We start from the raw sequence: 23,880 nt of genomic DNA, 5'->3' as shown, positions 1-23,880 counted from the left end.
GTAATGTTAGGACGGGAAGAAAGACAGCACAATCCTTTTAACGAACGAGGTAACAAACCAGGAGATAGTCGTAAATCTTTTCAAGTCGATCGCGATCGCATTCTCTATTCTTCAGCTTTCCGCCGTTTGGCACAGGTGACTCAGGTAGTTACCGCCCAAGAAGGTCATGTATTTCATAACCGTCTGACTCATTCTCTCAAAGTGGCTCAGGTTGCCAGAAGACTGTCAGAAAAATTACTGGCTCAACAGCCAGATGTCGCCGTTATGGTTGGGGGAGTAGACGCCGATGTCGTAGAAGCTGCGGCATTAGGACACGACCTCGGACACCCTCCCTTCGGTCATACTGCCGAAGAAGAATTAGATCGCTGTGCTACCAAAGCAGGTTTACCAGATGGTTTTGAAGGCAATGCTCAATCATTTCGCATCTTAACGCGGCTAGCAATTCATCGAATCGATTACTATGGTTTGAATCTAACTAGGGCAACTCTCAACGCCGTTTGTAAATATCCCTGGATGCGATCGCTAGTTCCCCAGTCCAAACAACAGCACAAGTATTCAATTTACGATCTCGATAAAGAGGCATTTTTATTTATCAGACCCGATAAAAATCATCGCCAAACCATCGAAGCCAGCATTATGGACTTTGCTGACGACATTACCTACAGCGTTCACGATTTAGAAGATTTTTATTTAGCAGGTCTAATTCCCCTAGAACTATTAGCCACCGACCGCGATGAATTAGACAGATTTATTACCGAATGGCTGCGAGAATTTCCCCAACACCATGTCGCCCGAGTAGTTAAACAAAATCCCTATCGCTTTCAAAACTTTCTCAATGCCACATACAATCTCAAAGGACAGTATCGACCGGGTTCTTTCGAGCAAAAAGCCCAAATCAAGCGAATCAGTTCCCAACTCATTCAAACTTATATCCACTCAGTAAGCCTGAGTACGGAATATGGCGCTCGCGGTTATTTGCAGTACGACCGGGCAAAAGAAGAAGAATTAAAGTTCTTGCAACGAATTGTCTGGTCTTATGTAATTTCTAATCCTCGTTTGGCTACTCAAAGATACGGACAAAAAAGGATTATTCGCACTCTGTTTGAAATCTATCACGAAGCCATTAGCGACAACGAGCTGAGTTTTATACCCGCCCGATTTGTCCGAGAGTATTTAGAACTGTGCGAACGCGCTACTCGAGGCGAAGATGTCAGTCGAGAAAAGACTCGCATGGCGGTAGATATTGTTGCGGGATTGAGCGAGGCGGAGGCGGTATTGCAATATCGTCGCCTTACGGGAATCAATCAGGGTTCTTTTCTTGACTATTGGGAGTGATCGTTATCATAATAGCTAAACTCGAAGCTAGTAATTCTTACTTTACATTAACTAACTTATTTTGCTTTCTTACTATTACGATTAGATTATAGCCATATTTGCAGCAAGCGAATTATAAGGCGCTCGCATCAATGAATGAATCAAATTAATCCAACAAGTCATAAACAGCAAATCAAAACAGATTTCAATCGCAGAAACAGTTATGATGAGCGAACTTTTTACCATTATTATGGCAATCGTTTAGTAAAATTAGCTCCTTTAAAAAGAGGCGATCGAGTTTTATATCTTGCTACGGGAACGGGGATAGTAGCTGTTTCTGTTGCTGAAATTGTCGATCGAGAAGGATATGTACTCGGAGTAGATATTTCACAGGGAATGTTATCAAAAGCCCAGGAAAAAATTGAGGCTCGGCAATTGAAGAATATTGAATTTAAAGAAGGGGATGTAGAAGAATTTGAATTTACCGAAAAAAGTTTCGATGGAATTTTTTGTTCTCTGGCACTGATTTATCTAACAAATATTTCTGCTGTTTTACAAAAATGCCATCGATGGCTAAAATCGGGCGGTTTTATGGCTTTTAATGCCTGGTCGGAAAAAGCTTTTTATCCTGCTATCTTATATCGTTCTATACTTCGCAAACATGGTGTCAATGTGTCCGAACCAAATCATCCTCTAGGAACTCAGGAAAAATGTGTTCGAGCTTTGGCAGCAGCAGGATTCAAAGAAATTAAAATACACGAGGATGTTTCGGGTTGGTATTATTATCCTAGCCGTGAAACTGCATTATCTATTTGGCAGAGCAATTCAAAGAATGCTTTTGGTTATCAGGTATGGGACTTACCACCAGAACAATTAGAATCTTGCAAAGCAGAATTTATCGCTGAATTTGAGAAAATAGAAAGTAGCCAAAAGGGTAGCTGGTGCGATGCTACTGCTTATTTTGCTATTGGACTAAAGTAATTATTTTAGGGCGTGCATTTAACCAAATGCGATCGCCAGATTAGCAATTACCAAACAAACCAATTACTTTATTTCCCTTTATCATTACTGCATGATTCCTAAATCTGCAACTTCAGCTCGGTAACGTTTTAATTCGCGGCTGTTTCGTCCGTAGACACCAGAAATTTGTTGATGACAGCAAGCAATGGCAAATTCGTCGAACTCTCTAGATTTCATCTGATACATCTCTTCAAAGATCTCTGGTTTAACTCGGCAAAAACGGGGACGATGTTCGTAAATCTGACATTTTCTAGTCTGGCGATCGAAATTAATGCACCAACCATCTTTACCCACCATGCTGAGATAGAGTTCTAATTCTTCAGGGGTCAGATATTTGTCTAAATCTGGTCTTTCGGTAGGATCGAGATGACAACAGGCACCGCAATTACTAACGCAACGCCACTTCTTACATTCATTCATCTTATGTCAATCGCTCGTACTAAATTTCGATTACTAAAGTGCATTTCTCTCTCAAGAGTTTGAATTGGACTTAAACCCTTTTGCCTCCTGCCTCCTGCTTCTGTTCTACTGTTCGGTTAACACCTCGCCAAAAGCAAAATCGCTGGCAGCCAAGACAAAAATCGTCGAGGGTAATTTTGCTACTCGAACCTGGAGACTTTCATAGTATTCCATAAAGTTTTCTTGAGGTTCTGCCATACCCAAAAATACCAGATCGGAATTGCGAGAAGAGCGAGCCAGAATTTCATCAAAGGAACGTTGTTGAGCGATGATTATTTTGGGAATAACATCAATACGTAGCCTGTCGCTCAAATCTTTCATGTTATCTCTCGCTGCAACGGCCCCAACTTCATCTGCTACTACCAGTTTGAGATAAATTCTGGCATTACGCCAGTTGATATCGGTACGTAACAAATATGCCAGGATTAACATCAGGCTACCGTTATTTTGCAGTCCTCCCCACCAAACATCGATGGTACGACGGAAACCAAAACCCTGTTTTTGATTTTCATGAAAGATGACTAAATTACGCTGACTGGCATGGATTTCGGCGATCGCCTGACAGAAAGCTTGGCGACGAGTTGGTTCTTCACTATCTCCCATAACGATAGTATTGGGTACTAAAGGTCCCAAACCGTAAGTTTCCACCAAACGCACCGCCCCTTCAAAGGGATCGCTAGCAGTAATAACTCTAACCAAAGCCCGAATGCCTCTTTTCTGCAAATAATCGCGGATCGTACGTTCGAGTTGATTTTGTTGGGCGAGATCGCGAGAACCACTAGGCAAGACGCTAGAAACTGTCATCAAGCTGCTATTGTGACTCAAACCATCCGCCAGTTCGATTAAAGACCAGCGTTTTTGGGGTGCACCCGATAAAACTAGAATATGAGGTCGCCAGTTTTTGGTATCGTCCTGTTCCCCAATTTGAAAAATACCCGTGCCAATTAACGCCATCCACATTCCGCGACGCACATCACCCCAGGTAGTTTTTAGTTCTCGTCGCTGTAGCCAAAAATAAATAGCAATAACGATTAAGGCAGCAACTACTGTCGCTCTAGCATCGATTAGAAACATTACCCCCAGACAGCCCAAGGCACCCAGAAGCGACAAAGACCAATGAACTTTAAATGAAGGACGAAAAGAAGGACTCTGTAAAAAACCTTCTATTGCTGCTGCCACATTTAACACGAGATAAGTGGTGAGGAAAAACATCGTCAGTATAGGGGCAATAATGTTTAAGTCTCCAATGCAAACTGCAGCGATCGCCACGGCCAAACTAACTAAAGTTCCGTTACGGGGTTGGTCCTCTCTGCCGTGTCCGCTACCGAGAAAGCTTAAATATTTAGGTAAGACTCCATCCCTGGCGATCGCCTGTAACACTCTAGGCGCGCCTAAAATACTACCGATGGCACTGCTAAGAGTTGCCCCCCATACTCCTAACAACAAGGCAAAACCCAAGCCATCAATCGCTATTTCCTGCATCAAAAAGCGTTTTTCATCGATCAGGCTAGCTGCATCGCCGCGCATTGCCAAAAATATCGGTAAGACCATATAAATTAGATAGCCCGTACCCACCGCAGCCAAAGTTCCTCGGGGTAAAGATTTTACGGGATCTTTGAGATCTCCCGACAGGTTGACTCCTGCCATAATCCCCGTAACGGCTGGAAAAAATACGGCAAACACCGTCCAGAAGGGTTCTGCCGTTGCTGGTGGTGGAGCTAGTCCCTGGGGTTGTACTCCTGGTAGAGGATGTCCGAAGAAAAAAGCCAGCAGCGAAAAGGCGATCGCCGCCATAATAAAATACTGAGCTTTGATGGCAATACTAGCCGAAGTAAGTGCCAAGATACCGACTAAAATTGTAATGACCAGGGCGACATAAGTTTGGTTGAGACCGTACTGCTGAAGATCGAGGCTCAAACCCAAAATATCGATTTGAGCATTGACCAAACTTTCAGCAAAACCGATAGTATATAAAGCTACGGATACTGCTTGGGCAAAATACAACGAAATGCCTACTGCTCCTCCCGTTTCAATTCCCAGAGACCGACTAATCATATAGTATGCCCCGCCCACGCGGACGACTTTATCTGTGGCGATCGCGCAAACCGATAATGCCGTCAAAAAAGTAATCGAGGTGGCAATAGTCACTATAATTAAAGTGCCAATTAGACCTGCGTTGCCGACTACCCAGCCAAAACGCAAGTACATAATTACCCCTAAAATAGTCAAAATTGAAGGAGTATAGACACCGCCAAAAGTACCCAAGCTAGCGGCTTGAGTGTTGGTTGACGACTCAGAATTGGGTGAATTATTAATCTCGGTAGGTAATTTCACTTGAGCTAAAAATAAATTTCAGTTTTTTGGCGATCGCAGTTTGAGCCAAGCGAGCGCCATTAGCTAGCTTGCTTGTGAGCAAACTCAAATCAATTATTGACGATGGATTTAGTCGCGAGCAAAAAACTCACAATTTTTAGTTTTTCGTCTTACTTCATCATTAGCAGGGCAAAATCGATGATACTATAATAGATTGCAGTTTACATCAGTATTTAGCAAAATCAATAACCACATGAGTCTAACCCAAAAACGCAAACAGGAAATAATGGCAGAATATCAAATTCATGAAACCGATACCGGTTCTGCCGATTTACAAGTAGCAGTCCTTACCGAGAGAATCAATCAGCTAACCAATCATCTCCGCATTAATAAAAAAGACCACTCCTCCAGACGGGGACTGCTGAAAATGATCGGTCGTCGCAAGCGACTACTGGCGTATATTCAAAATAAAAACACCGAACGCTATCAACAGCTAATTGCTCGTCTCGGCATTCGTCGTTAATCGTCTGAGAAATCTATGTCTTCAGAATCAAAACGGGGTCGTTTACCATTCGAACCTCGTCAAAATAAAAAAAAGCAGCCTCAAAAAATTTCCACTAGTGAAAACACCGCTAAAACTACTTCCAAATCTCGAAAGAGCGTCAAAAGCGAAGCCAGTCTTTCGGCAATTCCCGATGTAGTAAGCAAACGCATGGCAAGGCGTATGGCTTTATTTTGTGGCATTCCTTCAGTATTGGGAATGTCTTCTTTGTTCGTTTTTTATTGGCTTTCTAGTAGCAAGTTGGTAGATTTACCGCCGTTTGTTGCCCTAGGAGTTTCTTTTGCTTTTCTCGCTCTAGGAGTGGGAGGATTGAGTTATGGAATCTTTTCTGCTTCTTGGGATGAAGAGCGAGTCGGTAGTTTAGTCGGCGGTGCAGAATTTAAAACAAATATACAAAGAACTTTTCAAGCTTGGCGAGAAAATCGCCAGCAGACAAAAAACGACTAATTTTTTTTAGAATTAAGCTTGTAGCACGTCGTTTAAAATTTAACATTGTCATGATTATAGTAATGAAAATCGGTTCTCCCGAAATGGAGATCGAGCGCATCGCAACAGAAATGAAAGATTGGGGACTGATACCCGAAAAAATTATCGGCAAGCACAAGGTTGTTATGGGACTCGTGGGAGATACGGCTTCTCTCGATCCCCTGCAAATACAGGAAATCAGCCCTTGGATTGAAAACGTTTTAAGAGTCGAAAAACCCTATAAAAGAGCTAGTTTGGAATTTCGTAACGGCGAATTTAGTGAAGTTACCGTTTCAACTCTAGATGGTAAAGTTACCTTTGGGCGCGATCGCCCTATAGTCATTATTGCAGGACCTTGTTCGGTAGAAAACGAAACGATGATTATCGAAACTGCCAAACGGGTTAAAGCGGCTGGAGCGAGTTTTTTAAGGGGTGGTGCATATAAACCGCGCACTTCTCCCTACTCTTTCCAAGGACACGGAGAGAGTGCCTTGGAATTACTCGCAGCAGCAAGAGAAGCTAGCGGTTTGGGAATCATTACCGAAGTCATGGATACTGCCGATGTAGAAAAAGTGGCTGAGGTGGCAGATATTCTCCAGGTAGGTGCGAGAAATATGCAAAATTTCCCCCTATTGAAAAAAGTCGGTGCTCAGGATAAACCAGTATTTTTAAAACGGGGGATGTCAGCAACAATTGATGAATGGTTGATGGCTGCCGAATATATATTAGCCGCAGGCAATCCTAACCTCATCCTCTGCGAGCGAGGTATTCGCGGTTTCGATCGCAAATATGCCCGCAATACCCTAGATTTAGCAGTATTACCCGTCTTACGCTCCCTAACTCATTTGCCGATCGCGATCGATCCCAGTCACGGTACTGGTAGAGCCGAATACGTTCCTCTAATGGCAAAAGCGGCGATCGCTGCTGGTGCTGATTCTCTGATGATTGAAGTCCACCCCAACCCGGCTAAAGCTCTTTCCGATGGACCTCAATCTCTAACTCCAGAAAGGTTTGACAGCCTGATGGGAGAACTAAAGGTTATCGGTAAAGCAGTTGGGCGTTGGTCTGAAACTAAAGTGGCTGCCGTCTAAAAAAAAGCTCTGAGCTTTAGGGTTTGTCAATAACGACCGCATTTTCTGAGTTCTCAGTGCCTATTTTGAGCAACGCTTAATCGCAGCGCTGGATGTAAAATCCAGCGATCGATTGAGTTAATAGCTAAATTTAGCAACATCTAAACAAATCTAGTTCGGCTAAATCAGCGTGGCGATCGCCGCGTTTTTTGTTTGTCCAGTCAACTATACCTACAGGTGTAAACTAAAAATATCAATCAAAAACCTAATATTTATAGCTCATGTCTCCCAATAAAGCCAAAGACGTTCAGGTCTTACCTATTGCCGCTGATACTCGCGTGTTGCGATCGCGCACTTGGGAGCGGCTTAAATTTGAAATCGAATACGCTCTGCAAAAAGGCACTACTGCCAACTCATATATTATTGAAGGCGAGAAAATAGCGTTAATCGATATTCCTGGAGAATCTTTTACTGAAATTTTTCTCGCTGCTCTCCAAGCCAGGCTAGATCTCCAACAGATAGACTTTTTAATTTTGGGTCATATTAACCCCAATCGCGCTACAACCTTAAAAGCTTTACTCGAAATCGCGCCGCAAATAAAAATTGTCTGTTCCAATCCTGCTGCCCTTTCTCTGCGTAAAATTTTGGCAGAAACGCAATTAAAATTAGACATCAAAGTAATTAAAGGTGAAGAAACTCTAGATTTAGGACGAGGACACAACTTAGAATTTATCTTAACTCCCAATCCCCGTTATCCCGACCATCTTTGCACCTACGATCCCAAAACCGAAGTACTTTACACCGACAAACTCTTTGGCTGTCACGTCTGCGGCGATCGCGTCTTTGATGAAGGCTGGTCGGTAGAAAGCGAAGATAGACGCTACTATTTTGACTGTTTGATGGCACCCTATGTCCGTCAAATAGCCGTTAGCTTAGATAAGTTGGCGACTAAACCTGCCAGAGTCTATGCTACGGGACACGGTTCTCTGGTACGTTACAGTCTCATCCCCTTAACCGCCAATTATCGCAAGTGGACGCAACAGCAAAGCGAGCGCGAAATCAAATTAGCTCTAATTTATGCCTCAGCTTACGGTAATACTGCCACTATCGCTCAGGCACTCGCTAGCGGCGTTACTAAAGCAGGGGTAGCAGTAGAGTCGATTAATGCCGAATATGCCGAACCAGAAGAAATTAAAGCTGTAGTCGAGCAAGCCGCAGGTTTTCTCGTCGGTTCGCCGACTTTAGGCGGGCACGCTCCTACCCAAATTCAGACTGCCTTGGGTATCGTTCTTGCTAATGCCGATAAGACGAAACTAGCCGGAGTATTTGGCTCTTTTGGCTGGAGTGGCGAGGCGATCGACCTGTTGGAGAGCAAATTTCGTAACGCTGGCTATAAACTAGGTTTTGAACCGATACGAGTTAAGTTCAAACCTACCGATGAAACGCTCAAATTCTGTGAAGAAACGGGAACGGATTTTGCCCAAGCACTGAAAAAAGCCAGACGCGATCGCACTAAAACTCGTAAAACCACATCTTCTACTGATACCGATCGTACCGCTCAAGCTTTAGGCAGACTGATTGGTTCTCTGTGTATAGTTACTACCAAACAGCAAGAATTATCGGGGGCAATGCTTGCTTCTTGGGTATCCCAAGCTACCTTTAATCCACCAGGACTTACGGTGGCGGTGGCTAAAGAACGGGCGATCGAATCTTTATTACATACGGGTAATAGTTTCGTGTTAAATATTCTGCAACAAGGCAATCATCTGGGATTGATGAAGCATTTTCTCAAACCTTTTGCCCCAGGAGAAGCTCGTTTTGAAGGCGTAGAAACTAAAGAGACGGCAAACGGCAGTCCCATTCTTAAAGATGCTTTAGCCTACATCGAATGCCGTATTACTAACCGTATGGAGTGTGGCGATCATTGGTTAATCTATGGAGTTGCCGAGAGTGGCGAACTATTACAGTCTGAGGGTGTTACTGTAGTCCACCATCGCAAATCCGGCACGCATTATTAAATTAGGCTTTAGGCACAGCTGTCGAAGACGGAGTTTTACTAGTTTTGTTTGGCTCATTTTTGACCAGTGCCGCTGTTTTCCCTATTCCTTCATCAATCTTTCAAGATTTTACCTTCCAGTCGATGCAGTTGCGGTAGTCTATAGCCAACTACACCAATCGAAAACATAGCGATCGCACAAACAACATACAGTAATGCCATACCCGCACCCGCACTGTTACCAAAAATGGGCGCAAACAGAGAACTTAAAATGGTCTGCGACTGCATCGCGGGTTCGAGAAAGCGTAGCAAAGCCATGCTGTCAAGCTTATCGCTCAATGGTCCTGCGATTAAAGTGGCGATCGCGCTTACTAACTGCAAAACTAAAGAATTAGCAGCAAAAACTCGTCCCTGAAGTTCTGGGAGAGTCGCTTCCATCCATAATGCCGTTTCCGAACTACCTAATAAGGGAAAGTTAAGGGAAGAACAAAACTGAGCGGGTAGCCAAACAGTCAAACTTCGACCCAAGCCGAATATCATTTTGGCAACGCCAGCCCCCATAAATCCAGCCAACATACCATTAACTCGCCGTTTTGTTCCGCCCCAAGCACTTAACACTACCGCACCCGTAACACCGCCAACACCTGCTGCGGAGAAGATTGCCCCCAAAACCTGAGAATTGTTATCCGAACGGGCTAGTATCATCGGATCGCCGATAGCTTCAGCCAAATCGTGGGCAAACCAAAATAAAGCTGTAACTAGCAGTAAAATACGCAAACTATCCCGTCGCCAAATATAACGAATCCCAAACGTAACTTCTCCCCACAAATTGCCCAATCCTCTTCTACCCCTCTGCCCTCTCCGCTTCCTCCGCTCCCGAACGGGTTGAGGAATCCGAATCCAAACTAAAGTGGCGATCGCCACTCCAAAAGTCACCAAGTCAATCGGCAAAATACCTCCCAAACCAATAATTGGATAAAGCACACCAGCTATAGCAGGGGCAAAGATACTGGAGCCATAGTGAACCGCAGAATTCATACTGTTAGCACGAGTGTAGTTTTGGGGACAAACGAGTAAGGTAATTGAAGTAGAGTAAGCTAATTGTTGAATTTGACCAAAACCGCCATTAATGGATGCAGCTAAATATAAATGCCAGATAGCTAAGTTTCCCGACAGATGAAGAATTAAAATTGCTAGAGTCGAACCAGTAGCGATCGCATCGCCTAAGATCATTAAATGTTTGCGGTTGGCGCGATCTACTATGATGCCAGCGAAGATAGAGATAAAAATTCGAGGTAGCAAAGAGAAAAAACCGACTAAAGCTAAAGCCGTTGCCGAAGCCGTTAGTTGCCAAGCCCAAAGAGTCAGCGCAAACTCGCTCATGTAGCTACCGATAGTGGAGATAAGTTGACCAAACCAGATAAGGATAAATTTACGCACTGTTTTTCTCTTCCACGCTGTCGAGTAATAAATCTGGCAAAGCTTCCAAGATCAGGCGATCCGTCAAAGGACCTCTAATATTACTACCCCACAGTTGATAATCGACAAAAAATACTCGACCTTGTTGAAAAACTGGCATTGAGTTTAGTAAAAGATTATTTGCCCATTTTTCTCGCAAGATAGCTTCAGGATTGGAAAAACTATCATCACTCCAAGACAAAACTAGAATGATATCGGTTTCAACTCGGGGTACTATTTCCCAGGAAATTTCCGCATAGCCTCGAACTCCTGGTGGCTGAACTATTTCAAAGCCAATTTCTTGCAACAATCTGGCAGTGGTACTTTCGGAGTCAGAGGCAACATAAGTAGTTAAATTAGAACTAAGTAACAATACACGGCGATAAGTTTGCAACACGGGTTGCAATGCGACACGGGCTTGAGCGATTTGTCGGTCGAATGCTGCTAATAATTCTTCGGCTTGGGTTTGTTTGCCTAAAGCTTTGGCAATATCTTTGATGTCCTGCTGCCAGACTCTTTGTCCATCTTCTCGTTCATCGCTAAATAATAGAGTCGGTGCAATTTGAGACAACAAGGGATATTCATCTTGATGCAACCATTTTTCTCCCAAAATTAAATCGGGTTGAACGAGAGTTAGTCGTTCTAAAGAGGGTGATTTGCGATCGCCCAATCCCTTTGGTTCTGTCGTTACCCATTTACCGATATAGGGAATTTGCTCTTGTGGTTTGTCGTAGGTTTGAATTTTTGAATCCTCTGTTTCTGCATAAGCTACAGGCTGTACTTCCAGTGCTAGCATACTGTCCAAAATATGGGGACTTAGGGCGGCAACTTTTTGGGGTCTACCGCATACTTCTGTTTCTCCCATCTCATGCTTAACCAGACGACAGGATTCTGAATTAACCGCCGTAGCGCGATTACTCGGAGAAGGATCGGGAGAGCGATCGCAAGCTACAATTAGGACGACAGCGCAGATTCCTAAGATGAAGCAGGATAAGTAACGACGTAGTTTACGCATATTAGAAGGAGCAGAGGGAGCGTGATGTGAGCGGAGGAGGCAGGGGGAGCTAAAAACTTGCAAATGACTAACCACTAACTACTAAAACTCATAAGAGGCAGAAAATAGCACGGTAAAAGGATCGGCAGGATAAACTCTTAGGTCATCGTCAGCAAATTCAATGTAGTCTACATCAAAGAGATTTTGAAAATTGAGTGCTAAGTTTAAATTGTTGCGACGATAGTAAATAGCTGCATCGGTGCGGAGATAATCGTCAAGCTCAAAAGAGTTATCTAAATCTCCCTGTCTTTCCCCAACATAGAATAGACCCAATCCAAATCCCAAACCTGCTAAATCCCCTTGAGAAATTGTATATGTACTCCACAAATTCACAGCATTTTCAGGAACATTAGCCAGGGAGTTGCCCACTTCAAAAACATTGTCTTCGATAACTTCGGCATCCGTATAGGCATAAGAGGCAACAATATTCCAACCAGGCATAATTTCTCCTACTGTTCTCAATTCAATGCCTTGGCTGTTTTGTTCCCCTGTTTGAATTTCAAATTGAGGATTTTCAGGATCGGTCGTCGTTAAATTGGAAAAGGTTAAATCGTAAAAAGCTAAAGTGGTAAACAAACGCTCGTCTAGCCAGTTGGCTTTAACTCCAACTTCGTACTGAGTACCGCGAGAGGGTTCAAAGGTTTCAGCCTCGGCAGTTGTCCCTGTTACCTGTTCGAAAGAGCGGCTAAAGCTGCCGTAGAGAGACAGGTTATCGGCAAGCTTATATACAATTCCCACTCTAGGGCTAAAAGCCGTGTCGTCCTGAGATTCTTCTTCGGCGGTTTCATCGAGTAAATCTTCTGAGGTATTACCGACAAAATCAACTCGTCCACCCAGAACCACAATCAAGCGATCGCCAAACATTTTTATTTGGTCTTGGAGATAAATTCCCAAACCATCATTGGTATCTAAAATGCTACCAACATCTACAGATTCTCCTAACCCACCTGCGAATTCTGGCTCAAAGATATCGATATTTTCCGCTTCGAATTGTTCAAAATCATAAAAATCTTCTTCAAAAACATAATCTATTCCTACTAATAGCTCGTGGTCGATACTACCTGTCTTAAATTCACCAGTCACATAGGCAGTAGCTTGGTAATTGTCGATGTCGTCTATGTCTAGAAATCCAAAACGTTCTAAAGTTCTTAGATCGTCCTGTAGAGTACTAGCAAATGCTCCTATTTGCTCATTTTGAAAATTAGTGTAACGAAAGGCATGACGCAACGACCAACTTTCATCGAAATTATGCTCTAAATCGTACCCAATCTGGGCAATCTGGCGGTCGTTACCATCATCATTAGGTTCTCCTAGAAACCGATCTCGGGGAACTTCACCATTGGGATTATCTAATACTGTTCCCCGTGCTGGTAATCCCACTATCAGAGGATATCGAGCATCGAGATATAGTCCTTCAAAACTTAGTTTAGTTTGCTCGCCGATTTGCCAGCTAAGGACTGGGGCAACGGAAAAGCGATCGATATCGACATCATCTACATCAATAAATGTATCGGAGTGATAAATAGAAGTATTAAGGCGATAACCGAGGGTATTGCTATCGTTTAAGGGACTCGAAAAATCTAATGTACCTTCAACCGTGTTAAAGCTGCCATAGCTAGCCGACAATTCGTAGAAAGGAGACGATAGAGGTTGTTTGGTAACAATATTAACAATACCCCCTGGTGAAATTTGACCGCCGATGACAGAAGCAGGTCCCGAAAAAACTTCTAGTCGCTCGACATTACTCAAATCTCTGGGTGGTGTGAGGGTGAAAAAAGTCTCTGGAATTCCGTTTCTTAAAAAGTTAGAAGAAACATCAAAACCGCGAATCAAGACATTATTGAAGAGAGACCTAGGCGCACTATTGGTAACCACACCGACAGCATTTTTCGATAAGGCATTATTCAACTCAGTCACCCCTTGGTCTTCAAAGACCTCACTAGGTATTACTTGAACTGTGCCAGGAATATTGATAATTGGCGCATCAGTACGGGTAATACTGGCATCGGGAACGAAGTAATCATCGTCTTCTGCTTCACCAGTGGCAATAACTTCGAGCTCTTCATCTGGTTCTGCTTCTGCAGTATCTTGGGAAATAACGCTTAAAACTAGATCTTCTCTGCCTGGAACTACTTCTGCACTTGGTGCTCGATCTTCTCCCGTAATCCTAACTCTAATGCTGTTTTCATCGCCTTTATTGACTGTAATTCTTCTAATCCCTGGTGCGGGGTTGAGTTCGGTTACGCCATTTCTAATCGAGAATGCCAAAGTTGCATCTAAAATATCGATTACGAGATCGTTATCTTGAGGCACAATTAACGGAACTAATCTTTCACTTCCCGCTACCGTTTCTAGAACTAACTCTAACCCTGACTCAGTTTGGATAACCTCTACTCCCGTAACCCTGGTAACTCCCTGAGCAACCAAATCCGCAGCCGTATTTCTTGGGGCGAGATGTATTTCCTCTTTATTCTTGCTACCTAGTTCTTTAGTTTCCTTTGCTTCTGCAGAACCAATTAAAACTATTCCCAATACACTAGAAATCGCTAATAAACGAAATATCGATACAGATAAAACTTTCATTTGCACTCCTCAGATCAAGCGAACAAACGCCTTATTTAAAATAATTCTTAATAGCTAATGAGAAGTAGTGTATGGAAGTTGACTAGAGCTTGTCTATCGCAAAAACTATACCGCAGTCACAAAACATATATTGGGCAAAGAAATTCTAAGTATTAAGCTTTCAAGTCATCCCGTTTTGCTTACTTTTCCTGCCAAGCATTCGCTGGGGGTAATACCAAATTGACGTTTAAATACTTTGGCAAAATATCCTAGATGAGAATAACCCACTAAATTAGAGACTTCTGCTACAGAAAGTTTTTTCTCCCGCAATAATAATTTTGCTTGCATCATCCGTAATGAAGTTAAGTAACCAATAACAGTCGTGCCAAATAGTTCGCGGAAGCCACGACGTAGAGTAAGTTCAGAAATGCTTACTTGCTCGGTCAATTCGGCGATCGAGGGTGGATTTTCTAATTGATTCGCCAAAATATCTCTGGCTTGGTAGATGCGAGCGATACTTTGGGATTTTAGCGTCGATTTAACGGTATCTAGTTCTGATTCTGTCAGTCGAGCAAGCTGTATAGCAATTAGTTCCAAAGCTTTACCCTCTAAATACATCCTGGCGATTGCGCCTTGATAGGGATGATGCCAAATTTGCTCGATTGTCGTCTGCATCTGGGATGTTAGCCCCCCCAAAGTAAAATGAAATCGCTGGGGTTTGTCGTCTTCAATTAACCCTTGCAATTGTTTGGGAACGGTATTTAGTTTGGTGACAAATCTTATAATAGTCTCCAAATCTATTTCTATTCTTAGCATTTTCAGGCGATCGCCAGCCCAAGATTGTTCGATTTCTTCAATGTCGGGTAAATAAAACAGATAATTCTGACCGCTTCGTTCTCTATATTTTGCGGCAACGCCTTTGATACCGGGAGAAATGACGTTATGATATCCACTCAGATAAAATTTAGCGACGAGGGTCTGGCGATCGCCATGTTCTACTAAATCATTGCGGTCGAGGAACATCTGTTCGTCAACAATGTCTAGTTCTATTCCCGATGACAATTGAACAAAACGATACTGTTCTTCACTCCATTGGCTTTTAGCTACTTTTACAACATCAAAACCACTAAAATTAGATTCTATTTGCTCGTAGGACAAAGTTTCTCGGTAGAGGCGATTGTATTCTGCTTCGGTATATACTTTCATCTAGTTAAACTAAATCAAAACTTAATTATAAATTTTCTCATTAAACAGGTAAAATTTGACCGAACCAGATGAGGATAAATTTACGCATGAAGCAACTAATATATGAGTAGGAAGTAGGGAGTATAGAGTAGGGAATAGAAAGTTATGAATAAAACAATTAACCCGATCCGATGGACTATCCAGGACTTAGATGCACTTCCTGAAAACGAAGGTGTCCGCCGTGAAATTATTGATGGAGAATTGTTTGTGACTCGTGCGCCCCATTGGAAACATCAACAAATAATTGCGAGGCTAACTAAAGCGTTGGAAAATTGGTCGGAACGTTATAGAGATGGAAATACTCTTCCTACTCCTGGCATTGTCCCATCTCAAGAAGACAGCGTTATTCCCGATCTAGTTTGGGTGAGCAACGAGCGATTAGCAGCAATTGAAGATGAAGCAGGGCATTTCACAGGTTTTCCCGAATTGGTAGTAGAAGTGCTTTCTGCTGGAGAACGCAATATCTATCGCGACAAGCAGGCTAAGTTAAAACTCTATTCCCAAGGGGGAGTTCGAGAGTATTGGATTGTCGATCGCTTTAACAAACAATTAGAAGTTTATCGCCAAGAAAAGGGACAATTGGTGTTAGTAGAAACTCTAACTAAAACCGACCGTTTAACCTCCCCTTTATTTGCTAATTTTTCTTTGTCTATTTCCCAAATTTTTGCCTGATTTAAAAAGTCAACTCAGAATCATTAAATGTTTGCGGTTGGTGCGATCGATAGCTCGATTCCCCAATCTCCCCGTCTCCCAGTCACCTAGTCCTTCTCCACGCTACCCAATAGCAAATCTGGCAATGCTTCCAAAATAAGCTTATCGCTCAATGGTCCGCGTGTAACACCGCTCCAAAGATAATAGTCAACAAAAAATACTCGACCTTGCTGAAAAACTGGCATAGAGTTTAGTATTGGCTTTTGCGCCCATTTTTCCTGCATCGTATTTTCAGGCATAGGATCTTCAGGATTTAGAGCCAGATCGTCGCTCCAGGTCATGACTACGATTCAGATCGGTTTCGATCTGGGGTACGATTTCCCAGGAAATTGTTGCCCTAGCGTCTAGAAAGCCTTCTGGTCGAACGAGTTCAAAGCCAATTTCTTCTAACAACCTACCTACGGTACTTTCAGGTTGTGATTCTAGATCGGTCGCCCTTAAATTAGAAGCAATCACAAGTACACGGGGGTAGGCTTGCAATACTGGTTGTAAGGCTTCTCTTGCTTGTGCAATTTGCTTTTCGTGCGCTGCCAAGAGTTGTTCTACTCGATCTTGTTTTCCCAGAGCTAGAGCAATTCCTTCAATGTCTTGCTGCCAAGATTGCACTTGATTCGGATTTTTGATTTCACTGAATATCAAAGCGGGAGCAATTTGAGTAAGCAGGGGGTATTCATCCTCATGTGCTATATTTTCTCCCAAGATTAAATCTGGTTGGAGTTGGGTAAGACGTTCGAGAGAAGGAGATCCGATACTACCCAATCCTATTGGATTGGTCGTTATCCATTTACCAAGATAGGGAATTTGTACGGTGGGATTGTCGTGGATTTGAATTTTGAAATTGACGGATTGAGCCAAGCCTGCTGGCTGAACACCCAGAGCCAATATACTATCTAAAATATGGGGACTGAGAGCTACAACTTTCTGGGGCTGACCGCAAACTTTAGTTTCTCCCATAGAGTGTTCTACAATACGGCAGTCATTGGCAGCAGACGTTGAACCCGACGAAGCTGAGGATTGTTCTACCGAGGAAGTTTGACAAGCTACAATCAACAGCACCAAAGACAGCGCCAATAAGAGAAAGCGAATCGAGCGGCGAATTGGGCGAAAAATCATTTCTAGAACTCCACTGAGATAGATCCGATAACAGTAAACCCTTGACCAGGATAAATTTCGCTGGTTCTGCTATTCTCAGTCCCTTGAATATAATCCACATCGAACAAGTTACGGAAGTTGACAGCAGCTCACCATTTATTGCGTTCGTAGGAGATTGCAGCATTTGTTAAAAAATAGCTATCGACAGTAAAACTATTATCAAGATCGCCAAACCGCTCGCCAACGAAGTTGAAGCCTAAACCCAAGCCAAGATCCTGCAAAGAGCCAGTTTGGAACTCATATTTCGTCCACAAATTGAAGTTGTTCTCTGGGACATTGAACAGACGATTGCCCACTGGGAGATCGTTATCTTCGGTAATTTCAGCATCAATGTAGGCATAGTTAGCGATTACGTTCCAACCAGGCAAAATCTCTCCGGCAATATCTAGCTCTACACCGCGGCTGCGTTGCTCACCTGTAGAAACCGAAAAGTTTGGATTGTTCGGGTCGGTGGTGGCAACATTCTGACGAGTTAGATTAAACAGTGCCAGACTGCTGGTGAGGCGATCGTTGAGGAACTCTCCTCTGACCCCGATCTCGAACTGATCTCCTCTTTCTACAGGCAGTATTTCCCCTTCGACGTTAGTGGCAGAATTAGGAAAGAAAGAGCGACTATAACTGCTATAAAGAGACAGTTCTTCAATGGGTTGATAGACAATGCCCAACCGAGGGCTAAAGGCATCCGTGAACTGAGAGGTCTCTGTGGTGTCTTGCAAAAACGTGGTGGTACTATCTTGCCAGACAGCATCGTAGCGAATTCCACCCAAGAGTTTCAGGTTATCCGACAGCGCAATTAGATCTTGCAGGAACACCCCAAGACGATCGTTCTTCCAATCTCCAGTAAAATAGATCGGATTGTCTTCTAGAGCAGGGCGAGCAGCCGCACCATATACTGGGTTAAAGATATTGAGCTCAGTGGTATCGTCAAAATCTCCTCTAAATACTTGATCGGGACGACCGTCATCACGACGTTGGAGATCGACGCCAACTAAGAGTTGATGGTTAATGGATCCAGTTTGGAACTCACCTGTGAGATTGGTTTGGAGTTCATATTGGGTAGTGGGTTGATCTGAAACTTCAAAGAAACGAGTTACGATCCCAGTGGTTTCATCAAAGTCGAGAGGTGTTGCAGTCTCAGATATCGTGTCGTAGGTTAAGAAATTAAAGGCATTTTTGAAAGTCCAGTTCTCATCAAAGCGATGTTCGAGCCGATAGCTTGCCCGAATCGACTCAGCATTTTGTTCGTCATCGAGTTCCCCCAAATTGCGATCGAAGGGAATATCAGCCACGCGATCGCCAATGGCTACCAAACCAAAATCGGCAGGGCGTTGGTCGTCGAGGTACTCAAAGTTAAGGAATAAGTCGGTGCAATCGCTAATTTTCCATTGCAAAACGGGCGCAATAAAAAAGCGTTCGACCGCAACATCAAAGTCTCGGAAATAGTCTTCCCGTCGATAAAGAGCATTGAGCCGATAAAGCAGTTTGCCATCTTTCGTTAAAGGACCAGATATATCGATACTGGGTTCGATTAAATTTCGGTTGCCCGCGCTGAATTCAAAATTATAATAGGGTTCGCTTAGAGGTTTTTCGGTCACTAAGTTAATGATACCCCCAGGCTGGCTGGTACCATTTCGGTCACTAAGTTAATGATACCCCCAGGCTGGCTGGTACCATATAGAATTGCTGCTGGACCTTTGAGTACTTCTACTCTTTCGATATTGGAAAGCTCTTGAAATCCGGAGCTACCGAAATCCCCGCCGAAGGTCAGTTGAAAACCATCTCGCAATACGTTGGAACTGTCAAAACCCCGCACTTGAAATCTTTGACCCCTGGGGTCGGCACTATTTTGAGAAACACCACTAACGTTACGTAAAGCATCATCAAGGCGAATGACTTACTGGTCTTCCAACACCTGTTGGGGTACGACCTGAATCGATTGTGGAATATCTCGTAGTGGTGTATCGGTGCGCGTGGCAGTGGTAGCCTCATCAACTACGTAATCATCATCTTCAGCTTGCCCCGTTGCAATAACTTCTATTTCCTCATCTGGTTCTTGTTCTGCGGTGGCACTTTCAGGAGTGATGCTTAAAACTAGATCGTCTCTACCAGTAACTACTTCCGCGCTTGGTGTTTGATTTTCTCCCGTAATCCTAACTCGAATACTATTTTCATCGGCTTTATTGACCGCAATCCTTCTAATCCCTGGAGCGGGATTAAGTTCGGTTACGCCATTTCTAATCGAGAATGCTAAAGTCGCATCGAGAATATCGATTACCAGATCGTTCCCTTCAGGTAGAATCAACGGGACTAATCTTTCACTTCCCGCTACGGTTTCTAAGACTAATTCCAAACCCTCATCAGTTTGAATAATCTCGACTCCCGTAACCCGTGTCACTCCCTGAGCCAATAAATCGGCAGCCGACGTTTCATGAAACGTCTTCACTTTCCCCGATTCCTCTACCCTAACTACCTCCGCAGCAACGGGACATACCCAAACCAGACCCGAAACACCTGCAATGGATAACAATATCGATAATAATTTCATTCTTGCTCCTCAAACACGACGGACTAACCGCCTTATTTAAAAATATTCTTAATAACTTGATGAGGAGTAGTTTATAGAAGTCGATCGCAACCCGTCTACCAAAAAAACGGCATTTTATATTGTCAAACAGGCATTATTAGAGATTGTAACAATCATTAATTTAAGTTCAGAGTAGCTTTTCACAACACTACGTATCAAAATTGGGAATAAGAAGTTTCCTGGAAACAAAACCAATGAAAGCACCTATTCAAAAGACTTCAGCACTTACTTTAGAAGAATTTTTAGAATTACCAGAAACCAAACCAGCGAGTGAATATATTGACGGAAAAATCCAACAAAAGCCAATGCCACAGGGAAAACACAGCACTTTGCAAATTGAACTGGCGTCTGCTATCAATCAAGCGGGAAAAGCTAAAAAACTAGCTTATGCTTTTACAGAACTGCGCTGTACTTTTGTAGGACGTTCTATAGTTCCAGACATAGCAGTATTCGAGTGGCAAAATATTCCCTTAGATAATAACGGTCAAATCGCCAATAGATTTGAAATCGCTCCAGATTGGACAATTGAAATTCTCTCTCCAGAACAATCAGCAAATAGAGTTATTCGCAAGATTTTATTTTGTCTGCAAAATGGTACAAAATTAGGCTATTTGGTAGATACTGTCGATGAATCAGTTACAGTATTTCAACCGAATCAATTACCAGAAATAAAAGAAAAACAAGACATATTACCTGTATTAAACGTTTTACAGAACTGGCAACTGATAGTAGAAGATATATTCAATTGGCTAGACTTCTCCTAAATTCCTTTACTTGCTATTTGCTACTTGCTACTGCGATGCGGTTGCGAAGCGAGTCCTTTAGGGCTATTTATTTAAAAGCTTTCCTGCCATACATTGACTGGGAGTAATACCAAATTTACTTTTGAAAGCAGCACTAAAATGACTTAGATTTGAATAACCTACTAAATTGGCAACTTCACAAATAGAAAGTTTTCTTTCTCTCAAATAACGCTCTGCTTGTTCCATTCGCAATGAAGTTAAATAGCCAATAACAGTCGTGTTAAATAATTCGCGGAAGCCACGGCGTAAAGTACGTTCGCCAACTCCTACTTGTTGGGTTAATTCTGAGATTGAAGGGGGCTTTTCTAAGCGAGTTGCTAAAATATCTCTAGCTTGATAAATGCGATCGATACTTTTGGGTCTTAATCTTGTCTCGATCGCACCCGATCTTACCTCTGTCAATTGAGTTAGCTGCATCGCCAACAGCTCCAGGGCTTTAGCCTCCAGATAAATTCGAGCGATCGCACCTTGATAGGGATGCTGCCAAATCTGCCCAATGATAGTTTGCATCTGGGGAGTTATGTCGCCCAAAGTAAAGTAAAATCGTTGGGGATTCTTGTCTTCAATTAATCCTTGTAGCTGTTTGGGAGCGGTATTTAATTCGGTAACAAATCTTCTAATAGTATTTATATCTATTTCAATTCTCAACATTTGCCAGCGATCGCCAGCCCAAAACTGTTCTATTTCTTCAATATCGGGTAAATAAAATAAATAGTTCTGTCCCTTTGTTTCTGCGTATTCTGTCGCAATGCTATCGATACCAGGAGAAATGACACTATGATAGCCACTCAAATAAAACTTAGCGGTAAGAAAATTGCAATCGTAGTGTTCTGTAAAGTGGTTGCGATCGAGTAATATCTCTCTGTCAATAACCTCTAATTTAATTCCCGATGATAAATTTGCATAAGAACGCCGTCCTTCATCCCACAGGCTTTTAAATGCCTCAACTTCATCAAATCCACGAAGATTAGCTTCTATCTGTTCGTAGCATAAAGTTTCTTCATAAAAGCGATCGTATTCTACGTCGGTATATACTTTCATCTAGCTAAACTAAATCTAAACTTAATTATAAAATTCTCATTAAACAAGTAAAATATGAAGGCAGAGGGAGTTCAGGGGTATTCTCAGATGTATGATTTTTATAATTGAGAGCTTGAAACAATAAATCGTCTTCTTGAAAATCTCTCTTCAGCCCCATATCACACAGAGACTATCGTCCTAGAGCCGTCTTGCCGCAGCAATGAGCTCGTTTCGAGTTCCGCCTTTGCTAAAAATCTTTCTCTGTCTCCCCTGCTCCCCCTGCTGCTCTACTCACTTGCTATTCCTTCTGTCCTACAAACGTTCTCCTGCCTGATTTAGTAAATACGTCGATGCCCCCAACCCTAAAATATTGGGCAGCCAGGCGGCTACTACCGGGGAAACCACTCCCGACACTCCTAAAGAACTAGAAATAAATGATAATAAATAATAGGTAAAAATCAGTCCGATACAAATGCCAAAGCTAGTAGCTCTACCAGAACTTTGAGGTCTAATGCCGATCGCTACTCCAATTAAAGCAAATACCAAACAGACAAAAGGTAGCGAAATTTTTTCTTGAATGCGCACTTTAAGTTTGCGAATTTTCTGTTCTTTACCGCTCAGTTTGATTATTTTTAAATAGTCCCAAGCTTGAACTAGATTCATCTCATTGTAGTCTCGATCTTGTTGAGTGATATCGAATGCAGTTTTGGGGAGAGCTAATTGCTGGTGTTCGAAGCGAACTACATCACTATATTCCCCATCATCGCCAATGATATATATAGTTCCATTGTAAAAATCCCAGATATTCTCGCCAAAATTCCACGTGGCAGAACTAGCAGTAATAACTTGACTCACTGAAGCTTGAGAGCGATCGAGAATTGTCAAATTTTTCATCTGCTTGCCATCAAATTCTTCGGCATAAAATAAGCGAGTTAAAACCGTTTTTTTATTACCATTTGGTAGCAAAATTTTAGTATATTCTGGATACAGTATATTGCTATCTTTAAAAGCAGGAGTGGCTCGATCGAGAGCTTTTTCTAAGGTAATAGTTGCCTGATAATTTGCCGCAGGAGCGAGAAAATTATTGAATACAAAAGTAACAAATACAATGAATAAGCTAAAAATAATTGCAGGTAAAATTAGGCGATAAGTATTGACACCAATGCTCCGTAGGGCAATTATTTCGCTGTCGCTAGCCAGACTACTATATGCCATCAGACAAGCGAGTAACATCGCCATAGGAAATGCCAAAACGATAAATCCAGGCATTTTTAAAACTAAAATCTTAACCGCAATTCCCAAAAACAATCCCGATTCCGTAACTTTGCGGATCAGATCGAATACCGCTCCAATTGATAGTAATAAAGAAGTAAATATACCCATGCCAAATAAAAAAGGTAGGATAAGTTCTTTGGTGATGTAAAAATTCATCACGGATAAACCCCACTTAGCTCTGTCGATCTTAAATGTGTCGATTTTCATCACGGTTAGAAAATTGGAAGAGTAATTTCTGGTTGCTTGGTTAAAGGTATAATTGTTGTCTTAAGTAGATTGAATTCGCTCAAAGCAGCAGCCGAAACTTTCTTTGGTTGAACTTTAAGTTTGTTGTTAATTCTTTTGCCATACTTACCAACAAATAAATTCACAATAAAGCATACTCTGTTTCTAAAAGCAATTAGCGGTACTTAAACAAAAATCAAGCCCAAACAAAGCCCAAACTAGCTTTATAAGCTACGAATACGTCGCGATTTTGGTTCAACCATTGGACAAAACGATAAGATATACCTGTACGAAAAGCTTCTAATGCTTCAGGAAATGTCTCCAAAGGTTTGTTCGCCCAACGTCTTCTTAAACCTCCAGTAAGCTTATGCCAAAGGATAAAAGTATAGGCACAAAAAACTAGAATAAAATGTCTTTCCAAACTCTTCTTATCTCTAACTTGATACTCTTTTAATCCTAACCATCCCTTGGCTTCTCGATAGAAAACTTCTATCCAGTTTCTCTGAGCATAAGTTTGAACTATCCATTGCTCGGTTACTATTTCTCCCTCAACATTTGTGAGTAAGTAGTCAATATCTTCAGCATCTTCAAA

Annotated in this window: 22 protein-coding genes and 1 pseudogene; 8 read left to right on the top strand and 15 right to left on the bottom strand. The window is 42.4% G+C overall.

Going from position 1 to position 23,880, the window contains the following annotated elements; all coding sequences use genetic code 11:
- Positions 1-3 precede the first annotated feature (3 nt).
- Together ACLFKQ_RS20565 and ACLFKQ_RS20560 are read left to right on the top strand one after the other, a co-directional pair.
- Complete coding sequence (locus ACLFKQ_RS20565) at positions 4-1,335, top strand: deoxyguanosinetriphosphate triphosphohydrolase family protein (protein WP_449001619.1); 1,332 nt, start codon at positions 4-6, stop codon at positions 1,333-1,335.
- Between the two features lie 135 nt (positions 1,336-1,470).
- Positions 1,471-2,295 carry a class I SAM-dependent methyltransferase gene (locus tag ACLFKQ_RS20560; protein ID WP_449001618.1) on the top strand — a complete coding sequence of 275 codons (825 nt, stop codon included), beginning with the start codon at positions 1,471-1,473 and terminating at the stop codon, positions 2,293-2,295.
- A gap of 84 nt (positions 2,296-2,379) precedes the next feature.
- Here ACLFKQ_RS20560 and ACLFKQ_RS20555 read toward each other — a convergent pair whose 3' ends face one another.
- A complete protein-coding gene (locus tag ACLFKQ_RS20555; RefSeq protein ID WP_449001617.1) occupies positions 2,380-2,754 on the bottom strand; it encodes a YkgJ family cysteine cluster protein in 375 nt (124 codons plus the stop codon).
- Positions 2,755-2,859: 105 nt separating this feature from the next.
- Entirely contained in the window at positions 2,860-5,127 is a 2,268-nt protein-coding gene (locus ACLFKQ_RS20550; protein ID WP_449001616.1) for an amino acid permease, read from the bottom strand.
- A gap of 232 nt (positions 5,128-5,359) precedes the next feature.
- Between ACLFKQ_RS20550 and rpsO the strand changes: the two genes are divergently transcribed.
- The 4 genes from rpsO (at position 5,360) to ACLFKQ_RS20530 (ending at position 9,221) form a co-directional block, all read left to right on the top strand.
- Positions 5,360-5,629 carry a 30S ribosomal protein S15 gene (gene rpsO, locus ACLFKQ_RS20545; RefSeq protein WP_449001615.1) on the top strand — a complete coding sequence of 90 codons (270 nt, stop codon included), beginning with the start codon at positions 5,360-5,362 and terminating at the stop codon, positions 5,627-5,629.
- Between the two features lie 15 nt (positions 5,630-5,644).
- Positions 5,645-6,115 carry a photosystem II biosynthesis protein gene (locus ACLFKQ_RS20540; protein ID WP_449001614.1) on the top strand — a complete coding sequence of 157 codons (471 nt, stop codon included), beginning with the start codon at positions 5,645-5,647 and terminating at the stop codon, positions 6,113-6,115.
- A gap of 50 nt (positions 6,116-6,165) precedes the next feature.
- Positions 6,166-7,224, top strand: coding sequence for a 3-deoxy-7-phosphoheptulonate synthase (gene aroF / locus ACLFKQ_RS20535; RefSeq protein ID WP_449001613.1), 1,059 nt, complete (start codon positions 6,166-6,168; stop codon positions 7,222-7,224).
- Between the two features lie 260 nt (positions 7,225-7,484).
- Positions 7,485-9,221 carry a diflavin flavoprotein gene (locus tag ACLFKQ_RS20530; RefSeq protein ID WP_449001612.1) on the top strand — a complete coding sequence of 579 codons (1,737 nt, stop codon included), beginning with the start codon at positions 7,485-7,487 and terminating at the stop codon, positions 9,219-9,221.
- A gap of 92 nt (positions 9,222-9,313) precedes the next feature.
- On the opposite strand, the gene ACLFKQ_RS20525 is transcribed toward ACLFKQ_RS20530, so the two are convergent.
- The 4 genes from ACLFKQ_RS20525 to ACLFKQ_RS20510 all read right to left on the bottom strand — a co-directional run bounded on the left by ACLFKQ_RS20525 (position 9,314) and on the right by ACLFKQ_RS20510 (position 15,479).
- On the bottom strand, positions 9,314-10,639 hold the full coding sequence (locus tag ACLFKQ_RS20525) for an MFS transporter (RefSeq protein WP_449001611.1): 1,326 nt from the start codon (positions 10,637-10,639) through the stop codon (positions 9,314-9,316).
- Positions 10,632-11,672 (bottom strand): ABC transporter substrate-binding protein, encoded by a 1,041-nt coding sequence (locus ACLFKQ_RS20520; protein ID WP_449001610.1) that lies wholly within the window; start codon positions 11,670-11,672, stop codon positions 10,632-10,634. The genes ACLFKQ_RS20525 and ACLFKQ_RS20520 overlap by 8 nt, the downstream gene beginning before the upstream one ends.
- A gap of 81 nt (positions 11,673-11,753) precedes the next feature.
- Positions 11,754-14,294, bottom strand: coding sequence for a TonB-dependent siderophore receptor (locus tag ACLFKQ_RS20515; RefSeq protein WP_449001609.1), 2,541 nt, complete (start codon positions 14,292-14,294; stop codon positions 11,754-11,756).
- Positions 14,295-14,459: 165 nt separating this feature from the next.
- The gene (locus ACLFKQ_RS20510; protein WP_449001608.1) at positions 14,460-15,479 is read right to left on the bottom strand and encodes a helix-turn-helix transcriptional regulator; all 1,020 of its coding nucleotides are present in this window, start codon (positions 15,477-15,479) and stop codon (positions 14,460-14,462) included.
- A gap of 144 nt (positions 15,480-15,623) precedes the next feature.
- Between ACLFKQ_RS20510 and ACLFKQ_RS20505 the strand changes: the two genes are divergently transcribed.
- Positions 15,624-16,190: a Uma2 family endonuclease gene (locus ACLFKQ_RS20505; RefSeq protein ID WP_449001607.1), complete on the top strand. Its 567-nt coding sequence runs from the start codon at positions 15,624-15,626 to the stop codon at positions 16,188-16,190.
- Positions 16,191-16,276: 86 nt separating this feature from the next.
- On the opposite strand, the gene ACLFKQ_RS20500 is transcribed toward ACLFKQ_RS20505, so the two are convergent.
- From ACLFKQ_RS20500 to ACLFKQ_RS20480, 5 genes are all read right to left on the bottom strand, one after another.
- Complete coding sequence (locus ACLFKQ_RS20500) at positions 16,277-16,510, bottom strand: hypothetical protein (protein WP_449001606.1); 234 nt, start codon at positions 16,508-16,510, stop codon at positions 16,277-16,279.
- Positions 16,476-17,342, bottom strand: coding sequence for an ABC transporter substrate-binding protein (locus tag ACLFKQ_RS20495; RefSeq protein ID WP_449001605.1), 867 nt, complete (start codon positions 17,340-17,342; stop codon positions 16,476-16,478). The genes ACLFKQ_RS20500 and ACLFKQ_RS20495 overlap by 35 nt, the downstream gene beginning before the upstream one ends.
- A 128-nt stretch (positions 17,343-17,470) precedes the next feature.
- A complete protein-coding gene (locus ACLFKQ_RS20490; RefSeq protein WP_449001604.1) occupies positions 17,471-18,976 on the bottom strand; it encodes a TonB-dependent siderophore receptor in 1,506 nt (501 codons plus the stop codon).
- Complete coding sequence (locus ACLFKQ_RS20485) at positions 18,976-19,272, bottom strand: TonB-dependent receptor plug domain-containing protein (protein WP_449001782.1); 297 nt, start codon at positions 19,270-19,272, stop codon at positions 18,976-18,978. Before ACLFKQ_RS20485 ends, ACLFKQ_RS20490 begins: the two co-directional genes overlap by 1 nt.
- 3 nt (positions 19,273-19,275) lie before the next feature.
- Entirely contained in the window at positions 19,276-19,926 is a 651-nt protein-coding gene (locus tag ACLFKQ_RS20480) for an AMIN domain-containing protein (protein WP_449001603.1), read from the bottom strand.
- A 233-nt stretch (positions 19,927-20,159) separates the two neighbouring features.
- Between ACLFKQ_RS20480 and ACLFKQ_RS20475 the strand changes: the two genes are divergently transcribed.
- On the top strand, positions 20,160-20,729 hold the full coding sequence (locus ACLFKQ_RS20475; protein WP_449001602.1) for a Uma2 family endonuclease: 570 nt from the start codon (positions 20,160-20,162) through the stop codon (positions 20,727-20,729).
- Between the two features lie 63 nt (positions 20,730-20,792).
- On the opposite strand, the gene ACLFKQ_RS20470 is transcribed toward ACLFKQ_RS20475, so the two are convergent.
- The 4 genes and pseudogenes from ACLFKQ_RS20470 to ACLFKQ_RS20455 all read right to left on the bottom strand — a co-directional run.
- A complete protein-coding gene (locus ACLFKQ_RS20470) occupies positions 20,793-21,809 on the bottom strand; it encodes a helix-turn-helix transcriptional regulator (protein ID WP_449001601.1) in 1,017 nt (338 codons plus the stop codon).
- A gap of 291 nt (positions 21,810-22,100) precedes the next feature.
- A complete protein-coding gene (locus tag ACLFKQ_RS20465) occupies positions 22,101-23,270 on the bottom strand; it encodes an LptF/LptG family permease (protein WP_449001600.1) in 1,170 nt (389 codons plus the stop codon).
- 5 nt (positions 23,271-23,275) lie between these two features.
- Positions 23,276-23,434 carry a hypothetical protein gene (locus ACLFKQ_RS20460; protein ID WP_449001599.1) on the bottom strand — a complete coding sequence of 53 codons (159 nt, stop codon included), beginning with the start codon at positions 23,432-23,434 and terminating at the stop codon, positions 23,276-23,278.
- 50 nt (positions 23,435-23,484) lie between these two features.
- A pseudogene (locus tag ACLFKQ_RS20455) lies at positions 23,485-23,880 on the bottom strand (IS701 family transposase); the annotation flags it as partial.

This window comes from Myxosarcina sp. GI1(2024) (genome assembly GCF_053543375.1).
The sequence above is the reverse complement of the archived record's forward strand: the minus strand, read 5'-3'. Positions and strand labels throughout refer to the sequence as shown.